The sequence below is a fragment of the Ruegeria sp. C12 genome, assembly GCF_056537745.1.
Window position 1 is genome coordinate 1 of sequence record NZ_JBQFSA010000004.1, and the last position, 18,536, is coordinate 18,536.

17 protein-coding genes and 1 pseudogene are annotated in these 18,536 nt (G+C 56.6%); 6 read left to right on the top strand and 12 right to left on the bottom strand.

Going from position 1 to position 18,536, the window contains the following annotated elements:
• Window positions 1-217 precede the first annotated feature (217 nt).
• Entirely contained in the window at window positions 218-1,282 is a 1,065-nt protein-coding gene (locus ACR0C9_RS09250; protein WP_480780865.1) for an AbrB family transcriptional regulator, read from the top strand.
• On the opposite strand, the gene ACR0C9_RS09255 is transcribed toward ACR0C9_RS09250, so the two are convergent.
• From ACR0C9_RS09255 to ACR0C9_RS09275, 5 genes are all read right to left on the bottom strand, one after another.
• Entirely contained in the window at window positions 1,251-2,231 is a 981-nt protein-coding gene (locus tag ACR0C9_RS09255; protein ID WP_480780866.1) for a D-2-hydroxyacid dehydrogenase family protein, read from the bottom strand. The genes ACR0C9_RS09250 and ACR0C9_RS09255 overlap by 32 nt on opposite strands.
• Window positions 2,228-2,464 (bottom strand): hypothetical protein, encoded by a 237-nt coding sequence (locus tag ACR0C9_RS09260; protein ID WP_170456743.1) that lies wholly within the window; start codon window positions 2,462-2,464, stop codon window positions 2,228-2,230. Before ACR0C9_RS09260 ends, ACR0C9_RS09255 begins: the two co-directional genes overlap by 4 nt.
• Before the next feature lie 50 nt (window positions 2,465-2,514).
• Window positions 2,515-3,603, bottom strand: a complete 1,089-nt coding sequence (locus ACR0C9_RS09265) for a 4-oxalomesaconate tautomerase (RefSeq protein ID WP_170456745.1) — start codon at window positions 3,601-3,603, stop codon at window positions 2,515-2,517.
• 10 nt (window positions 3,604-3,613) lie between these two features.
• Window positions 3,614-5,644 carry a tripartite tricarboxylate transporter permease gene (locus tag ACR0C9_RS09270; RefSeq protein WP_480780867.1) on the bottom strand — a complete coding sequence of 677 codons (2,031 nt, stop codon included), beginning with the start codon at window positions 5,642-5,644 and terminating at the stop codon, window positions 3,614-3,616.
• 76 nt (window positions 5,645-5,720) lie between these two features.
• Window positions 5,721-6,809 carry a type 2 periplasmic-binding domain-containing protein gene (locus ACR0C9_RS09275; RefSeq protein ID WP_170624810.1) on the bottom strand — a complete coding sequence of 363 codons (1,089 nt, stop codon included), beginning with the start codon at window positions 6,807-6,809 and terminating at the stop codon, window positions 5,721-5,723.
• Window positions 6,810-6,948: 139 nt separating this feature from the next.
• Here ACR0C9_RS09275 and ACR0C9_RS09280 point away from each other — a divergent pair, with 139 nt between their 5' ends.
• Together ACR0C9_RS09280 and ACR0C9_RS09285 are read left to right on the top strand one after the other, a co-directional pair.
• Window positions 6,949-7,617 (top strand): response regulator transcription factor, encoded by a 669-nt coding sequence (locus tag ACR0C9_RS09280; protein WP_170456751.1) that lies wholly within the window; start codon window positions 6,949-6,951, stop codon window positions 7,615-7,617.
• A gap of 53 nt (window positions 7,618-7,670) precedes the next feature.
• Entirely contained in the window at window positions 7,671-8,981 is a 1,311-nt protein-coding gene (locus tag ACR0C9_RS09285; protein WP_480781013.1) for a sensor histidine kinase, read from the top strand.
• A gap of 995 nt (window positions 8,982-9,976) precedes the next feature.
• Here ACR0C9_RS09285 and ACR0C9_RS09290 read toward each other — a convergent pair.
• From ACR0C9_RS09290 to ACR0C9_RS09310, 5 genes are all read right to left on the bottom strand, one after another.
• Window positions 9,977-10,840 carry a sugar phosphate isomerase/epimerase family protein gene (locus ACR0C9_RS09290; protein WP_170456752.1) on the bottom strand — a complete coding sequence of 288 codons (864 nt, stop codon included), beginning with the start codon at window positions 10,838-10,840 and terminating at the stop codon, window positions 9,977-9,979.
• A 14-nt stretch (window positions 10,841-10,854) separates the two neighbouring features.
• Window positions 10,855-11,745, bottom strand: coding sequence for an NAD(P)-dependent oxidoreductase (locus ACR0C9_RS09295; protein WP_170456754.1), 891 nt, complete (start codon window positions 11,743-11,745; stop codon window positions 10,855-10,857).
• A gap of 150 nt (window positions 11,746-11,895) precedes the next feature.
• Entirely contained in the window at window positions 11,896-13,176 is a 1,281-nt protein-coding gene (locus ACR0C9_RS09300; protein ID WP_480780868.1) for a TRAP transporter large permease, read from the bottom strand.
• Between the two features lies 1 nt (window position 13,177).
• A complete protein-coding gene (locus tag ACR0C9_RS09305; protein WP_480780869.1) occupies window positions 13,178-13,681 on the bottom strand; it encodes a TRAP transporter small permease in 504 nt (167 codons plus the stop codon).
• Window positions 13,682-13,746: 65 nt separating this feature from the next.
• Window positions 13,747-14,742, bottom strand: coding sequence for a TRAP transporter substrate-binding protein (locus tag ACR0C9_RS09310; protein ID WP_480581719.1), 996 nt, complete (start codon window positions 14,740-14,742; stop codon window positions 13,747-13,749).
• A 168-nt stretch (window positions 14,743-14,910) separates the two neighbouring features.
• Between ACR0C9_RS09310 and ACR0C9_RS09315 the strand changes: the two genes are divergently transcribed.
• Entirely contained in the window at window positions 14,911-15,948 is a 1,038-nt protein-coding gene (locus ACR0C9_RS09315) for a LacI family DNA-binding transcriptional regulator (protein ID WP_480780870.1), read from the top strand.
• A 3-nt stretch (window positions 15,949-15,951) separates the two neighbouring features.
• Here ACR0C9_RS09315 and ACR0C9_RS09320 read toward each other — a convergent pair whose 3' ends face one another.
• Both ACR0C9_RS09320 and ACR0C9_RS09325 read right to left on the bottom strand, forming a co-directional pair.
• Complete coding sequence (locus ACR0C9_RS09320) at window positions 15,952-16,812, bottom strand: substrate-binding domain-containing protein (RefSeq protein ID WP_480781014.1); 861 nt, start codon at window positions 16,810-16,812, stop codon at window positions 15,952-15,954.
• A 24-nt stretch (window positions 16,813-16,836) separates the two neighbouring features.
• Window positions 16,837-16,995: pseudogene (locus tag ACR0C9_RS09325) on the bottom strand (LacI family DNA-binding transcriptional regulator); the annotation flags it as partial.
• A 111-nt stretch (window positions 16,996-17,106) separates the two neighbouring features.
• On the opposite strand from ACR0C9_RS09325, the gene ACR0C9_RS09330 reads away from it, so the two are divergent.
• Both ACR0C9_RS09330 and ACR0C9_RS09335 read left to right on the top strand, forming a co-directional pair.
• Window positions 17,107-18,192: a fatty acid desaturase gene (locus ACR0C9_RS09330; RefSeq protein WP_170456764.1), complete on the top strand. Its 1,086-nt coding sequence runs from the start codon at window positions 17,107-17,109 to the stop codon at window positions 18,190-18,192.
• A 27-nt stretch (window positions 18,193-18,219) separates the two neighbouring features.
• A complete protein-coding gene (locus ACR0C9_RS09335) occupies window positions 18,220-18,534 on the top strand; it encodes a MocE family 2Fe-2S type ferredoxin (protein ID WP_170410362.1) in 315 nt (104 codons plus the stop codon).
• The last annotated feature ends 2 nt before the right edge of the window (window positions 18,535-18,536 follow it).

The window sequence follows — 18,536 nt, forward strand, 5'->3', positions numbered from 1 at the left end:
CGCCCAACCGTTCCGAGAGCTCAATCTCACGCAGCCGGTCGCCGGGCAGAAGAGTGCCCTCGCGAATCTCGTCCAGCAGGCGCTGATACGCGGAATTGCCTTGTGGGCCAGGTTGTAACGGGGCGTCATGAAGGGTCATCGCAGGTTCTCTTGTCATCTTGCGTCCAGTTGTATACATATGGATACATTATAAGTCAACGAAGCTGGAACGCTTACCTTGCACAGCCAAACCGATACCCCCTCTCTTCTGACGAAACAGGCCGTCACGCTCGGCCTGGCGGTGTTGGGCACTGGGGTATTTTGGGCGCTGAACCTGCCGCTACCCTTTCTGTTCGGGCCAATGAGCGCATGTTTGATTGCAGCTCTTGCACACGCACCGATGCAAGGCTTTGGACAGGTCTCGGTTGCCGCCCGCACTATACTGGGCGTGGCGGTAGGGGCATCGATTACGCCGGCTCTGTTTGCTGAATTGCCGAAAATGGCCGCGTCAATTGCGCTGATCCCGTTCTTCATCCTGCTGATCGCGCTGGTAGGTGTGCCATTCTTTCGCAAATTCTGGGGCTTTGACTCCACAACGGCTTTCTACGCAGCCATGCCGGGCGGTTTGCAAGACATGATCATTTTTGGCACTGAGGCCGGGGCCAATCCGCGTACCTTGTCCTTGATCCACGGTACGCGCGTGCTGATCATCGTGACGTTGGCCCCCTTGTTCCTCACCGTGTTCTATGATGCCCAGCTCACCAATCCGATTGGCGAGCCCGCGCACAACCTGCCAATACATGAATTGGCGCTGATGGTTCTGGCCGCCATTGTCGGCTGGAAAGGCGGAGAGCGGATCGGCCTGTTCGGGGCGTCAATCCTGGGGCCAATGATCCTGACGGCAGCCTTGTCACTGGGCGACTTCATTCATACCCGACCGCCTCGCGAGGCCATCCTAGCAGCGCAGTTTTTCATTGGCTGCGGAATTGGTGCGAAATTCGTAGGTGTCACATGGGTCGAACTACGCCGGGTAGTGGCAGCGGGCTTCGCCTATGTCATTGTCCTTGCCGTCCTGGCAGCCGCTTTCACCGCCGTTGTCACCACCTTGGGACTGGGCCAACCTGTCGAGGCGTTTCTGGCCTTCGCGCCCGGTGGGCAGGCAGAGATGACGGTGCTGGCCATCGTCTCGGGCGCGGATTTGGGCTTTGTGATCACCCACCATCTGACAAGGATCGTGTTAGTGATCATTGGTGCGCCCATCGCCGCAAACCTTATTCTGCGTTGGTCCAAACCTCGGGGTTGATCATGTGGATCGGAGCGCCTTCGGCATAGGCGTTCACCTGATCGAAAATATCCGCGAATTGCAGGTCGAACTCATCCTCAGTGACAAAGCCGATATGTGGGGTCGCGATCAGGTTGGGATGTGACAAAAGCGGGTCGGTCGGATCAATCAGTGGCTCGGAATCGAACACATCAATCGCCGCTTTGCCGGGGCGACCGACGTTCAGCGCCTCAAGCAAAGCACCAGGTGCGATCAGCCCGGCTCGCGAGGTGTTCACAAACAGCGCCTCCGGCTGCATCTGTGCGAAATCCGATGCGGTGATGATCCCGCGCGTGTCCGGTTTCAAGCGCACATGGACCGAGATAACATCGCTGCTGCCAAAGAACGCTTCACGGCTGGGCGCGACCTGCGCGCCATCCGCCTGCGCACGCGCCCGGCCTTCTACGGATGACCACCAGACCACATTCATCCCAAAGGCCTCGGCATAATTTGCAATGGCGCGAGCAATGCGGCCATAGCCATAGAGCCCCAACTGACGCCCCCTCAGCGTCTTGCCCACGCCCGCCTGCCAGTGCCCTGCTTTGACCGAGGCCATTTGTGCGGGCAAATTCCGCATCCCGGCCATGATTAACGCCCAAGTAAGTTCGGCTGCAGCATAAGACGGCGTCCCGCCATGCATGTTTGAGCACAGCAGCACGTCGTGATCTGTGCAGGCCTCAACATCGACATGAGGATAAACGCTGCGCTGGCTGATCAGTTTCAGGTTTGGTAATTTCTCCAGCAAGGCGCGGGTGACTTTGGTACGTTCGCGGAACAGGACAAGCACCTCTGCGTCCTGCAGTCGTTCGGCCAGAGTGTCAGCGTCTTCGACATGATCCGTCCATACCGTCACCTCATGAGCGGTGAGTTTCTCAAAACAAGGCAGGCCACGCAGCGTGCCAAACCAGTCATCAAGAATGTGGACCTTCATCGGCTTTCTATACCCTGCTCGGTGTTCAGTTTTCTTGGCGTCGGGACAAAATGCGGTGCGTCAAGGGCGGCCAGAGCGTTTCGGACCCGTTCGCTTTGATCCAGCAGATGGTTGAACTGCTCATCACACCCGGCGATCGGCGTTGGGTATTCTGCCATATCTCGCCGCAAGGCCGCTTGCGCCAGCTTTAGTTCCAGACGCGCGATACCGAGGCATTCCGAATAGTCGACCATCGTGACCTCCTCTTTTGTATACCATAGTATACTTAATGGCTGCCACCTAATCAACTCCCGTCCCAAACAGATTGCGGCACATAAACATGCCCGTCAGCCAACTTGCGCGCAGTTCGAACTAAGCCCGCCGCGTTCACGGTGAAACCTTCGTCGGTAGAGAAATTGACCAGCACGTCTATTTTGCCCGAGGCGTGTTCCAGAACAACTTCGGCTGGGCTTTTAGTGGGGCGATCCAGCAAACCGTCGGCGACGGTTCCGGGCGTCAAAGCACAAGACGCCATGCATTGCGCGCCGGTGACCGCCATGGTCGGGTGGGTTTTCCACGGCATGAAATACCGCACCGCAAGCGTTCCGCACTCTCTGGCCGGAGCAACAAGGCCGAACTTAGGGGTGACCGATTTGGACACATCCCCCATACCCATCCGCTGGCCTGCTTCGATCCTAACGGCCTCCATCCGGTCAAAGAACGCGCGGTTTGCGTCCAGCTCCTTGGCGCTCTCATAGCCCGTCAATCCGAAATCTGTGGCGCGGGCGATAGCCATCGGCATAGCGACATCCATGCAGGTCAGTTCGACGCCCTGAACTGCATCGCGCAGGTTGCCCGTAGGCAGGAACGCTCCGGTGGCCGAGCCCACCACGCCCATGAAACTCAACTGCACCGGCGCTGAATGACCGGGAACGCCGGCGATCTCCGCATCACCCTCATAGGTCAATTCGCCCCCGGGTGTATTCACCTTGGCCACGACCCGAGCCCCAGTGTTGACGGCCCGAATGCGAACTTCAGTTTCATCGCCCTGCGGTTTGAACAGGCCCATCTCGATAGCCGCAGGGGCAACCCCGGACAGGATGTTGCCGCAAGTCGGTTTGAAATCGACCAGCTTGTCCTCGACCGAGACCTGAGCGAAGAAATAGTCGATATCGGCCCACTCATCCTCACTGACCGACAGCATCGCGACTTTTGTGGTCACCGCCGCGCCGCCGCCGATGCCGTCGATGTTCAGCGACTGCCCGGAACCAAGGGCGGCTATCAGCACCTCGGCTAGCGCGTCCAGATCCTCGGGCAAATCCGAGCGACGGAAATACGGGCCTTTCGACGTGCCGCCACGCATCAGCATATAAGGGATTGCGGTTTGAGTCATTTTGAACCCCTCACTTCAACGGCCAGGGCAGGCTGACCATGTCCTGCAACAGACCCGGCGGGAAATCGCGGTTCAGAGCGCCCGCCATCAGGCACATGAACCCGATGCCGCAGGCGGTCAGGATCAGAGTCATCTGCCAGCTGGACCCGGCGCGGATACGGAGAAAGGCGATCAGGAACCCTATCAGGGCGAGGATGAAGCCCACCACCCACGTGGCCGCGATCAAACTGGCGAACCATGCCAGAGTGGACCACAGACCGTGGGGTGCGCTGGCGTCTTCACCGGCGATTTCCTTGTCGGCAAAGATCGCGTCACCCTCGGGCCGCCGCATCATCTGGATCAGAAGGATCACGCAACAGAACAGCGAGACGCTGCCGATCACCAGCGGGATGATCTTGTCGGTCATATTGTAGTCGGGGATCATGTTGGCGTTGACCAAAGCGACGATCAGATAGGCCATGATCACCAGCAGAAAGATAAGCGGCGCGCGTTTGGTACCGGCCTGAACATCACCCTCGGCCATGATCATCTTGGCCTGCCGGATACCCAGAATGACCGAGACGACTGTGACCACGATCAGGACGATCACGATGGGGCTGAAGACATACTCCATCCCCTCGCCAAAGCTTTTGCGGAACCGGAATGAGGCGATCTGGAACGCCTGATTGGTGAACTTCTCAACCGGGTTCGACAGAACGAAACCGATCAGGAAGGCGGGGCGCGACCAGTCGAAGCGGCGCAGGAAGATGCCGATCAGGCCGATTACGAACAAGGCCAGCAGGTCTTCGAAGTTCTGACCGGACTGGAACGCCGCAAAGCTGATCAGCATGAACAGGAACGGGGCCAGATAGGTGAAGCGGATCGTGGTCAGCTTGGCGATCCCGCCCGATGCCGCGATGCACAAGATCGTGCCCACGACGTTGGCCAGCGCCAGCAGCCAAACGATTGAATAGGTGATGTCGAGATTGTCTTTCAGCATGCTTGGACCGACCTCGATATCGCCAGACCCCAGCAGGGCCACCGCGCCGATAAAGATCGCCATTGAGCCGGAACCGGGAATGCCAAACAGCAAAGTTGGCACCAGCCCGCCGCCCTCCTTGGCGTTGTTCGAGCTTTCCGGGCCGATGACTCCGCGCACTTCGCCTTTGCCGAAATTGCTCTTGTCCTTGGTGGATTGAACCGAATGGCCGTAGGCAATCCAGTCGACAACCGAGCCGCCGAGGCCGGGTATGACGCCAACAATCACGCCAATGATCGAACAACGCACCGACAGCCATATATTTGCGAACCAGTCTTTGACACCGTCCAGCCAACCGGCGCCCAGTGAGGCCCCTTTGGCAATCGACCGATCTTGACGCAGCAGCGATACGATCTCGGGCACCGCAAAGATTCCCAGGCCAACGATAACCAGCTTCAGGCCGTCCGTCAGATAAGGAATGTCATAAGTCGCCATGCGCAGCGAACCGCCTGCATCCGCCTCACCAATCGTGCCGACCATCAGGCCCAGACCGGCGGCGGCGACTCCTTTCAGCGGGATCCGCCCGGCCAAAATGGCGACCATCGACAGGCCGAGAATTGTGATCATCAACATCTCGGGCAGGCCGAAGGCCAGAACGATGGGCCGCGCGATCAGAATGAACATGGTCAGGAAGGTCGCGCCGACCAGCCCGCCGAAGAGGGACGAGGAAAAAGCCGCCGACAGCGCCCTTGCCGCTTCGCCCTTTTTCGCCATGGGGAAGCCGTCCAGCACGGTCGCCTGCGAGGCCGAGCTGCCGGGGATGCCCATCAGGACGGACGCAAAAGTGTCCGACGTCGGCACTACCGCGACCATCCCGATCATCAGCGCCAGACCAAGGATCGGGTCCATTCCGAACATGAAAGGCAACAGCAGGGACAGACCGGCAATGCCACCAAGCCCCGGAAAGACGCCCACAGCCAGCCCCATAACGACGCCGAGCACAAGATAACCCAATACGATAGGTTGCAGGATAAGACCCCACGCGTCACCAAGCGCAGGTAGAGCGGTGGCGAAAACCTCCATAGCGGCCGCCTTTCATTAACTGTTTTGTATGTAGAGAAACGCGCGCCCTTCGTTGGGCGCGCGACGACGTGTCAGCTTAGTTCAGCTCGACGCCGTAGGCCTCTTTCAGCCAGTTCAGGACGTATTGCTTGGCATTGTCGTCCACATTGGTCGCCGTCTGCAGAGCAGATTTTGAGCCTTCGCCGACAAAAACAGGATACTTACCAACGCGTTTCGAGGAGATATCAGCAAAATCGCCCCGCTCGGTCACAGCTTGGAACGCTGCTGTATAGGCATCGACGACCTCTTGCGGCGTGTCACCGGGCAGGAAGGCCAGCTTCTGAACCGGGAAGCCTGCCACGAAGAAGGCTTTCCACGCATCCCAAGCCTCACCGCTGGTTTCGCAACCATCTGTGGCCTCGCAAACCTCTTTAAAGGTCGGAATATCCGGGAATGTCGGGTCGCGCACGATATTGCCATCCGCATCCAACGCGCCCCACGTCATCATCGGAACGGCCTGACCAGCCTCGACCAGCGGGGCCGAGCCGCCCAGATAGCCCGAGGACGTTTGGTAATCGATATTGGCTTCACCACGTTCGAACATCAGGCGGCCATCACCGCGGCCCTTGATGCCAAAGACAGGCTCAACATTCATGCCCAGCATCTGCCAGGCCAGCAGCGGCACAAGGTCTAAACGAGTCGCGCCCTGCGAGCCGTAGATGAAGTTGGTGTCTTTCAGCGCATTGGCAGAACCATCAAACTTGGCTCCATCCTCGGCGTTCAGATAGGCAACGCCACCGGTACCCGACGCCATAACCGGAATCCAATCGTTGTATTCGTAGCGCACACGCGGGTCGCTCAGCAGATACGGGAACTGTGTTGAACCCGACGTGCCAAACAGCAGGGTGCCATCGTCGTGCTCCTGCTCCTGAAACCAGTTCGCTCCTTTGGTCGATCCTGCACCGGGCATGAACTTAACTACCACAGTCGGCTGACCCGGCAGCGCCTCGGACAGAAGCGGGGCAAAGAAGTTGGCCCATTTGGCCGACCCGCCCGTTTCCGAGAACGGAATGACCCATTCGATGGTCTTGCCCGAGAAATCGACCTCGGCAGCGGCAGGTGCGGCGAGTCCGGCGGCGGCAATCAGCCCCACGACGGCGCGACGGGTGAAGTTGGAAATGGCCATTGGTTCCTCCCTGTTGACCAGACAACCACGTCAGCGCCCTCCGCACCACCGTGATTGCAAATAGAACTGTGGGGTTGATTCCCCCTCCCATCTGGCAATCATGGAGCGCCAACCTTGCGCGAAACTTGCAGGAGCCCGAATGCGGATCGTCATCGTCGAGGATAACGAGACCCTCGCCAACGCCATTGCCTATCGCCTGCGGGACAGGGGCCATGCCGCTGACGTGCTGACAGATGGTGTCGCGGCCGATTTGTATCTGGAACAGGAAGGCGCAGACCTGATCGTTCTGGACATCAACCTGCCGGGTCGGTCAGGGCTTGAGATCTTGCGGTCCCTGCGCAACCGGGGCGACAGCGCGCCTGTCATCCTGCTAACCGCACGTACCGAGACCAGCGACCGTGTTTCCGGTCTGGATATGGGCGCTGACGATTACCTCGTGAAACCCTTCGAAATGGACGAACTCGAAGCCCGCATCCGCGCGCTGTCCCGTCGCAAACAACTGGATTATGGCGCGCGCGAGACCATCGGAGATCTTGAGTTCGACCGCACCGCCCGGCAGGTGAGCGCAAAGGGCCAAATTCTCGATGTGCCGCGTCGGGAAATGGCTGTGCTTGAATGCCTGCTGGAACGGCGGGGCAGGATCGTCCCCAAAAGTCAGTTGACCGATTACGTCTACGGCGTGGGCGCCGATGTCGACGATTCAGCCGTCGAGCCGCATGTGTCACGACTGCGCAAACGCCTTCAGAACCTTGGCATCCGGATCAAGACCGCCCGTGGCCTTGGATATCTGCTAGAGGTGCAGAAGTGATCCGGCACGGCTCACTCAGGCTCAGGCTTTTCATTCTGATCCTGACGCCATTGGTGCTGCTCGCAATCCTGCTTGGATACTGGCGCTACACCGTGGCCCAGAAAACGGCGCAGGAGTTATTTGACGACAGCCTGCTATCCGCCGGTCTGGCCATTTCGCGCGACGTGGCTGTGTCAGAAGGCGATGCCTTGTCGCCCACCACGCGCAGCTTGATCCGCGATGCGTCAGGCGGGGAGATTTTTTATCACGTGACCGGACCCGGTGGCATCTACGTCACAGGGTATGCATATCCTCCGGCCGCTGCAAACCCGTCAGAGCAAGACGCATACCAGCCGCAATTTTTCGAAGCAGTTTATCGGGATGAGTCGGTGCGCGTGCTGAAAATGACTGAGCGGGTCACGTTGGATAACCTGGTGGGCGATGCGACAGTCACAGCGTGGCAACGCGTTGCGGACCGCAACGCTTTTGCCAACGAACTGTCGATCCGCGCCGCGATCCTGATGGGTATTCTGCTGGCCACCCTTGCCGTTGTCGTGTGGTTCGGGGTCGCACGCGGGTTGCGCCCCTTGCTGGATTTGCAGGATGCGATCGACCTACGCTCACCTGACGACCTGAGCGAAATCAGACGCCCGGTCCCGGTCGAGGTTCATGGAATTGTTCAGACGTTGAACCGGCTGTTTGGACAGGTCGAGCACAGCATCAACGCCCATCAGGTGTTTATCTCAGAAGCCGCGCATCAATTGCGAAATCCGGCGGCTGCGGTCCAGTCCATGGCTGAGGCATTGCGCGATGCAAAAACAGATGAGGACAAAGACAAACGGATAATCGAGCTGGTGGCAGCGGCAAAGAATTCGGCTACAGTGGCGGAACAACTATTGTCACTGGAACGACTGCGGCAACCTACGCATCAGGATCAGATGGACAAGATTGATTTCCGTGCGGTTGTGGAAGAGGCCTGCGCTGACATGGGCGTTCATATCCTCACACAAGGGATCGATTTTGAAGTCACATTGCCAGAACCAACAATCTTGGTCTCGGGAGATCGGATCTTTTTGGCAGAGGCTATCAAAAACCTGCTGGACAATGCGCTTAAGCACGGCGGCGCTGAACTGAGCCGAATATCAGTTGTACTGCGTTGTGACGCGGGGAACGTCAAACTAACCGTATCTGATGACGGAACCGGCCTTTCACCCGACCAAAGCGAAGCCGTTTTCAGTCGATTTTCGCAGCTGGAATATTCCGAAGGTAGCGGTTTAGGGTTGTCGATTGTCTCAGCTGTCGCGAAGCGTCACGGAGGAGTGGTCGCAATCAACCAAGTCGAGCAAGGAGCAAGCGTTACGCTCGAGCTTCCCATAGCCCTATAGTTTGTTTCTATTTCTGCCCGGAACCCGAAACCTTTCATAATCAAAGAGAATTATTGCGATTACAGCGAATGACCGGTTTCCGCCAGTTTCATTAGAATAACAATGCGTTCTTGCGCAAACAGTAAGGGCGCAGCCTGCTCCGCTGCACCTGCTTTGGGTCATCGGCATATGGACAATCCAAACGCCTCTGGCTGTAAAGGGTAAGACGCTGCCTTCCCACTCGGGCAACCCTATTAGACAACACCGTGTCCTCGGCTACGCCTGCGGGCCGCACCACTATTGTCGAATAGCATTGCCTCGCCCCCATCCGCGTTCGCCACGTGGCAGATCAGCAGGAACAGGCGCTTTCGGCGTCTGATCTGCAAATCAGCCCTGATTTTCCCAAAAAGAAGTCAGGATCAATGAGATCGGTCCAGGTGTTAGATGAAGGAAGTGAGGCGAAAATGGAAAGGTCCTGTCGCTGGTGGCAGAACTATGTGTCGCCTTACACAAGCACTGTGGAACGTCACTGATTCCTGACTCAATCGGCGCACAAAACCTCAATAAATGGGCAAATCACGTCATTCAATTCTGACCCAAACGTCAAGCATTTCTGACCCAATACCGGTAGCCCCTATTTATTGACACTGCGGCCAAGGTGTGTGGAGAGCCCATTTTGACAAATGCTGCGCGCGCACGAGCGACTTCGAAGCTCTGATTGCTGCCTTGGGTCTGCGCAAGGATCACACCTTGTAGAAGCCAACCAGACTATCTCCACGCTACGGTGCGGTCCGCCTAAGCTGCCATTGAAGTACTGCGACACAATCGCCGAAAGAGAAATTTTTTGTGGAAATTAATGCGAACTCTCCTCAATCGTCACGCAGAACTAGATCTTTTGACAGTTATTTGGTTTTCACCGAAAAACCAAAACAGACCCGCCTGAGGACGGGTCTGTATTTCGGCCGAACGATGTTTTGGGAGGAACATCGATTGGCCGTTTTGGTCTCGCCAGAGGTTCAACCAAAATGCTCTTTGAAGCGATCGATACAGCGGCGGAAACCGTCTTCGAAATTTCCGTTACCGGGATGGTAGACACTTTCGAATGATATCACCCCATCATAGGCGTCGGTTTTCAGAGCATCCGCCATCGGCTGAAACTGATCGGCCAGTTGGCCTTCGCCCATTTGTTTGACCGTCAATGTTGCGCGGGGCGTGTCGACTTGAACGTCCTTGATGTGGATGTGCCCGAGATAGCCATCTTTTACCTCGTCATACCCAGCAGGAAACGCTTGTTCGTGACACCAGCAATTGTTGGCCGGATCCCAAAGTACCTTTAACGTGTCTTTGGCATCCAGATCATCGATCAGCTTACGGGCGGTGTAATTCGAATTCACCATGGTCCCGTTGCCCGTTTCGACGACCAAAGTCACTCCGCCGTCCTTGGCAACGTCAATCGCCGGTGCAATCAGGGGCAGCATCGCGTCCCATGCACCCTTGGCGACGTTCCATTTTTCTGCACCTCCGGACCCCCACAGAATCTGCTCTTTCTTCGGAGTCATAATGCGCACCAATGGGCCGCCGACCACATGCGCCATGTCGATCACGCGCTTCAGAGCATCCATATGCTTGCTATGCAGGTCGTCCCCTGGTTTGTTCGCCCCGGTCATTCCCGCGAAGATGTGGCGCGACAGACAGGATACAGGCTTGCCCCGATCCCGAAGCAGCGCGTCAATTTCCCTGATCTCATCCGCAGAGTGATCGCCAACCTCCGTATCGCCGACAAATTGCAGTTCGGCATATTCGAGGTCAAACTCATCCATCACATCGACCGCGTGTTTCAGGTCGCGACTGATGCCATCACAGATAACGCCAAGTTTCATGTTCTTGTCCTTTCTCAGCGATGCAACTCAGCGCCGACAATGTCTTCGATCACGCGGGTGCAGGCCCAGTTGTCGCCATCGGGGAATTTGGTTTTGCCAGCATGGAAAATCTGCATGGCAGATGAAGCAGTATGCATTGGAACGCCGAGCTCTTCGGCCAGATCCAGTGAGATGGTCAGGTCCTTGTGCATGGTGCCGATGCCCGAGCCAGTGTTTTCGAATTTACGGTCGATGATGTTCTCCAGCGCTGTGTTGGTGCATCCGCATCCCGCGCCAGAGGTCGAAAAGACCTTGAACAGGTTTTCGCCCTTCACGCCCGCCTTGGCGGCAAGAACCGACGCCTCAAATGTTGCCGAAAAGATTGAACCGATCAGAGTCTGCAGACATGCTTTTACGGTCTGACCTTGGCCGGGCCCGTCCCCTACGCGGTGAATGGTGGCCGAGACCGCCTCCATCACTGGTTGGAATTCGTCCAGTACGGTATCAGGGGCCGCAGCCATCATGGTAAGAGTGCCGCCCTGCGCACCCGGAAAGCCGCCAGAGACAGGGCTATCGATCAGGTGAATGCCAGAACCGGCCACGGCCTCACCAATCTCGCGGGCTTCACGCGGTTTGATCGTGGCTGTCAGAATGACCGCCCCGCCCTGCGCCATGTGACGGACCAGACCGTCTTCACCAAGAATGACAGCCTTGGCCTGGTCGCCATTCATGACCATGACATAGACAGCATCCGCGTTGGCCCCCACATCTGCCACGCTGGTAGCAGGCACTCCGCCCATTTCACCTAGCGTCTTCAGTCGCGCCTCACTCAGATCAAACCCCGTGGTTTCGAACCCGTTTTTGATTAGGTTCCTGGCCAGCCCGCTGCCCATGTCTCCCAATCCTATGACACCTACACGTTGCATAATTGTCTTCCTAATGTGTCGCCCGGCTTGGCCGGCGTTGAGGTTTGGCGCCCATAATTTTTTGGGCGTCGATGTGTGCGGGGATTTCAGGCTTTGGCTGACCAAGGCCGGGCAGGTCCGGAAGACACCCCGCTGCCCAATTCTGTGTCGTTACGGTCCCATCACCGCGTCCGGTATCCACATAACCAGTTGCGGGAAGATCGCGATCAATATCAGCACCACCACATTTGCCAGCAGGAACGGCGCGGCCCCGACGAAAATCTTTCCGATCGGCATACGGCAGATCGCAGCGCAGACATTCAGGCAATTTCCTACTGGCGGTGTGCATGCACCAACCGCGAGACCCGAGACCATCACCACACCAAAATGCACGCCGGAAACGCCCAGCTTTTCAGCAACCGGCAACAGAACCGGTGTCAGTAATAGAATGGCGGGACTAACGTCGATGAACGTACCCGCCATCAGGATCAAAATGGCTGTCAGAACCATGAAGGCGACCGGGCCAAGTCCGAGGCCCGAAACGAAATCGGCCAGTTGATTGGGTACACGTTCCAGCGCCAGTACAGTGATGAACACCTGACTGAACGCGATGATCATCATGATCTTGGCCGACATGATGATGGCGTGGCGCATGGCTCCAGGCAGTTCTTTGAGAACGCCGAAGCCGACGATGAATAAGCCGATGATCAGACCGTAAACCACCGCCGCTCCGGCTGTCTCGGTCGGAGTAACGAAACCGAATACAACCGACCCCACGATCAGGATTGGCATCAACGCCACGGCAGCCGAACGCCGCGCCTGTCGCCCTGCCTCGGCCAACGTGAACGGTACATCTTCGGTCGGGTAATCGTTCTTCTTGGCCAACAACCACACGACGATCAGCTGCAGCAGGCCAACCATGATGCCGGGAATGATCCCGCCCAGAAACAGGCGACCGATGCTCTCTTCGGCAGCGACGGCGTAGATAATCATGGGAACAGACGGCGGGATGATCATGCCCATAGTGGACGAGGCAACCGTGATCCCCGCTGCGAAACTCTTGGGGTAACCTCGTTTCTCCATCTCAGGAATCAGCACGGACCCGATTGAAGCAGTATCCGAGGCAGAAGAACCCGAGATGCCACCAAAAATCATCGAGCCCACGACGTTGACCAATCCCAGCCCACCTTTCAACCGACCGACGAAGAACATGGACAGGTCCAGCAGGCGTCGCGTAATGCCTCCGGAATTCATCACCAGTCCCATCAGGATGAAGAAGGGCAGTGAGACCAGCGGGTAATTGTTGATGCCCGAAAAGAATCGCTGCACGACGAACCCTGTCGCCGCGGGGGCCTCGATCAGGAAATACGCCAGTGATGCCAGTCCGAGAGAATAGGCAATGGGAACTCCACAGACCAACAATATTCCAAGCGTGGCAAAAAGGATCAACATGTCAGTCCTCCGGCATCCAGAGAACATCGATGGAGTCCCGACCGCCCAGCGTCAGAACCACGCGAACGAAACAGTAGAAAACGGCAATCGAACAGGAGATCGGAACAATGATGAACACATATGCCTGAGGCATTCCGAAGGGTTGCCACATGTTTTTGCCTGGCCCTGCGATCCAATCGATGGACAGCCAGACCAATGCCGCGTTCATCACTCCGACAAGGACAAGCCCCGCCACGTAGAAGGCCATTTTGACGTAGTAGGGCATCATGTCGATGAAGAATGTGATCGCGATATGCTCGCGCTTCGTAATCGCGACTGCACCGCCCAAGGCCGAAGTGCAAAGAAACGCAATCTTAACCTGTTCGTCGACGCCGTAGATTGCCATGTCAAAGGGGCGCATCAGGACTTTGGTGACGACAATCACCAGAAACACCCCGAACAGCACAACCATCAGCGCTTCAATAACGCGCGTCAGTACACGGTCAATTGCAGAGAGAGAATCCATAAACCGGTTCCGATAAGAAGGGACTCCGGGCGCAGAGTTAAGGCGCCCGGAATTGCCATTTCAGATCAGCCGCAAGACGCCGCTGCAGCACGGGCAGCGTCGATATCATCCATCGTGAAATGACCTGCGTCGATCATCTGTTGATAGACCGGCGCAACGGCTTCCTGGAAACCCGCCAGGGCTTCGGGCGTCAGTTCGTTGATCTCCATGTGCTTACCGAGTTCGCCGACGATGTTCGTTTCAGCATCGCGATACAGCTTGTCCGACATCGCCATCGCTTCGACCGCAACCTCGTCAAAGGTGGCCTGAAGGTCTTCGGGCAAACCGTCATACCATGCCTTGTTGACGATCAAAGGATCGGGGCCGGTCATGTGGTTCGACAGCGTCAGATACTTTTGCACTTCGTGAATATTGAAGTCCCAGATATTTTGCGGCGGGTTATGCTGCCCGTCAATCACGCCCTGTTTGAATGCCTGATATGCCTCTGAAAACGGCATGGCGACCGGAACCGACCCGATGGCTGTGCCCGTGGCGATCATCAGATCAGATTGAGGTTCGCGAATGCGCAGACCTTGCAGATCAGCAACCGATGTTATTGGCTGAACGTTGTTGGTATAGGCCCGGAATCCTTGGCTGATACCGGTGGCAGGGATGTGATATCCGTTCGCCTCAGCACGGGCCTGAACGCCCTTGGTGAAGTCCGAACCGACCAGACATTCCATCTCATCCCAATTCGCGACGAGGAACGGCAACTGGTACAGGTTGAATGCCCCGGACGCGTCGGCAAAGAAACCGCCACGCGTGCCTTGCAGCAAACCGGCCGTCACCTGATCCATCATTTCACGCTCGTTACCAAGCGCGGCACCAAAGAAATTCTCGACTTCGATGCGACCGTCCGTACGTTTTTCAAGTTCAGTCTTGAACCAGTCCATGGACTGCGAACGGATTGAGGTTTCCGGCTGCTCATTACCATATTTAAAGGTGAAGTCCGCCGCCAGTGCTGTACTGGCCGTCATTAATAGGCCGGTTACCCCGGCCAGTAATTTAGCTGTGTAGGTCATGTTATCCTCCCTGAACGGGACTCGATCCCGTTGCATGACGTTGGGATAAGCCCCCTTACAATTCGGTGGCAAGAAAAATTGCATCAAATGACGGGAATGATGGGTTTTGATGTTCTTAGAGGTTTATTTGAGGATGATTTTGATCGGGAATGATGTTAGCAGAGGCTTATGAGCGATGAAGCTGTAATAATCCCAAAGAAGGCACGTGTCTCCGAGATTGCGAGGATCGCGGGGGTCGGCACCGCTACGGTTGACCGGGTTTTGAACAACAGATCAAACGTAAAGCCTGAGACCCGCCAGCGGGTTTTGCAGGCCAAGCACGCGATCGAATCCGGCGCTCAATTGGACCAGCCTGCGCGACCCTGGCGGCTGAAGATATTTCTACCAGAGGAAGCCGGACCATCGACAGAATTTCTGGGCAACTGTTTTCAGAGTGTTTTCACCAATGGCCGCGCCACTGTCGAGTGTGTCTTTTCCACGAAATTGGAACCATCAGTGTTGGCTCGAAAACTAAGAGCCTGCGCCGGGCAGGGAATTGATGCAGTTGGCTTTCAGGCTTTGGATGATCCGCGGGTTCGCGACGCAGTTGAAGAGCTGCACGGTTTGAATATTCCCTGCATACCTGTCGTCTCCGATCTGATCAGCCCTGTTCTGGGCCAATTTGTCGGGACGGACAACATGGCCGCAGGACGAACAGCGGCCTATTTTATGGGTCGAATGCTACGGCAATCCGGAACCGTCGGCGTGATTTCCGGCGAGCAACTATATCGCAACCATTCGGATCGAGAGATGGGGTTTCGGTCGGCCTTGCGAAGGGATTTCAGCCACCTCCGCGTTGTGGGTACCTATATCGGCCACGATGATGTACTGGAAAATCGCGTGGTGGTGGGCCAGATGCTGGACGAGCATCCTGGGCTGCTGGGCATTTATAACGTTGGCGGTGGCAACGAAGGCATTGTGGCGGCTCTGGCTGATCGCGATTTGACGGGAGAAATCATGCTGATCGGCCACAACCTTACGCCGAAGACGAGAAACTACCTGCTGGACGGATCAATGGATCTTGTCATCCATCAGAATATGCAACGGATCGCCGAACAAGCCGTTCAAACCCTGATCGCGACACTGGAAAACCGCTCCCATCAGGCAGAGGTCGTTCCAGTTGAAGTCATCACCCGTGAAAACATCAACGGCGCCACTTTCGGCTGATGTTCACAAGTTTTCTGATGTGCAAAGATCGAAGGGAATAACCCCAACCTGTTCCTGAATTGGTTTTCCAGTCAGACACCGAGACATTATCTGAGTCACGCGATCAGCAACCTGATCCAGCGGATTGTTGACCACCAAATCGATACTGCCATCGGCAAGCGCGGCTTCGGTAACCGGTGTCCGTTCATGGCAGATGTAGACAATCTCTCGCGATTGCCCTGCCTCGCGCAGCGCTTTCAATGCTCCGGTCACTCCGCCTCCGCAATGATAGACGCCGGAGAGGTCTTTGTTGGCCCGCAGCAATTCTGCTGTCGCTTCATATGCGACTGCCGCGTCATCCAGATAGACCACAGAGTCTCGAAGAGGTTTCTGCGGTGCAAATTCGCGCATGTAGCTTCTGAACCCACTCTCAAGCGCTTCGTGCCCCAGATACCTGTGCGACCCGATAAGGATGCCAACCGCGCCTTCGGTTCGATCAAGACGCGCCATCGCCCAACCTGCCGTCCGCCCCGCTTTTCGACTGTCGATCCCGACATAGGCAGTAATGTGAGGCGAAGACAGCGGCGAGAGCAATGCAATGACAGGGACATCAGCGCTGGCGATCGCACGATTGATCTCCGGGTGATCAATCGCAACCAAGCCTATGGCGTCTACCTTGCCGTGCATTTCGTCAATCGCAGTTGCAAGCTCGGACGGCGACAGACTTTCTACATACCGGACCACAACATTTGCCCGGATACTGCGCAACTGCTCTGCTTTTTGCTGCAACTCGATTGCCAATTCGCGATAAAACCACTTGCTTTCCTTTTGAAGAATAAAGCCCAACCGTTTAGCTGGAGCCATCTCCTCAACTCGGCGCCGCAACAATCCTGCCGAGCGATACCCCAACGCTTCTGCCGCTGAAAGAACCCGCGCAGTTGTCGCCGCAGAAACCGGCGCACGCGCATTCAGAACGCGGTCTACTGTTGCGACGCCTACCCCCGCCTTTTCTGCGACGTCTTTGAGTGTGACACGGGCCATAGCACGCTCCATGATAAAACGTATCATCTATTTTACAGAATATTCTGAGAGAAATGATAGAAAATATCACGACAGGTTTGACGATTCAGGCGCTCCTCGGTTCTGCTCGGCAACAGCAATGTAGAAAAGGAACCTGATGTGCTGCAGGACAATACCATTCCTTGGCGGGATTATTCGCTGACGGGCCGGGACAGCGGTCCAAGCTTTGCACCTAAACAGTGGTATTCTACTCCAGTCCCCCGGAAACGGATGAAGGAACTGATGAAGCGCCGCGATGCTCCGGCCCTGATCGACTACGGGATCTGGCTGGGATTTGTGTTGGCAACCGGTGCTCTGGTCATTCTGACCTGGGGTACGTGGTGGGCAGTGCCGTCTGTCATCCTCTACGGGGTGTTTTATGGATCCTGTGCCGACAGCCGTTGGCATGAATGCTGCCATGGGACTGTATTCAAAACGCCTTGGCTGAACACTGCAGCCTATCAGCTGGCCTCATTTATGTCGCTGAAAAACCCCTATCTTTGGCGGTGGAGCCATACACGCCATCACACGGACACGGTGATCGTCGGAAAAGACCCCGAGATTGCGTTTCCACGGCCTCCGCATCCACTCAACATCTTATGGAACATGCTGCATCTGCAATCTGGCTGGAGTGAATTGAAGAAGATGTTTCGGTTGTCGGCTGGTCGTTTGACCAAAGATCAGAAAACCTTCCTCATCGAAGCCGACCGTTCTAAGGCGTTCTTGGCGTCGCGTGTTCACCTCGCAATCCTCGCAATGACATTTGCTTTGGCAATGGTGCTGCAATCATGGCTGCCCATTGTACTGATCGGCGGTCCCACTTTCTATGGTTCGTGGTTGCATCACCTGTTGGCGTCACTACAGCATGCCGGGCTGGCAGAAGACGTCCCGGATCACCGATTGAACTCGCGAACCGTCTACATGAACCGGTTCTTCCGCTTCGTGTATTCGAACATGAACTACCATGTGGAACATCACATGTATCCAATGGTGCCGTTCTACAATCTCCCGGCCCTGCACGAAGAAATCAAAGGCGATTGCCCACCAGCTTACAAGGGAACACTGACCGCATTTCGCGAAATGCTCCCAGCCATTCTGATCCAGCGGCGCGATCCGTTCTACTTTGTCGACCGCAAGCCGTTGCTGCCCAAGGACGCTAACCCCAGCCCAGAATACACTCGACCAACAGCCATAGCGGCCGAGTGACCCACTCCCCGGAATACAGGAAAGCCTATGACGAACTGGACCCGCGCCTGCGCTTGCGATGACATCGAAACCGAAGATCTAATCCGTTACGACAATGGCGATCGTACCTTTGCCATCTACCGAAGCCCCGAGGACGAATTTTACTGCACAGACGGCCTGTGCACCCATGAAGAAGTGCATCTGGAAGACGGTCTGGTGATCGATCATCTGATCGAATGCCCCATGCACAACGGCCAATTCGATTATCGCACCGGCGAGGCAAAGCGCTCACCGGTCTGTGTGAACCTGAAAACCTACCCAGTTAAGGTCGAAGACGGAGATGTCTTTATCGATATCGGGTGACG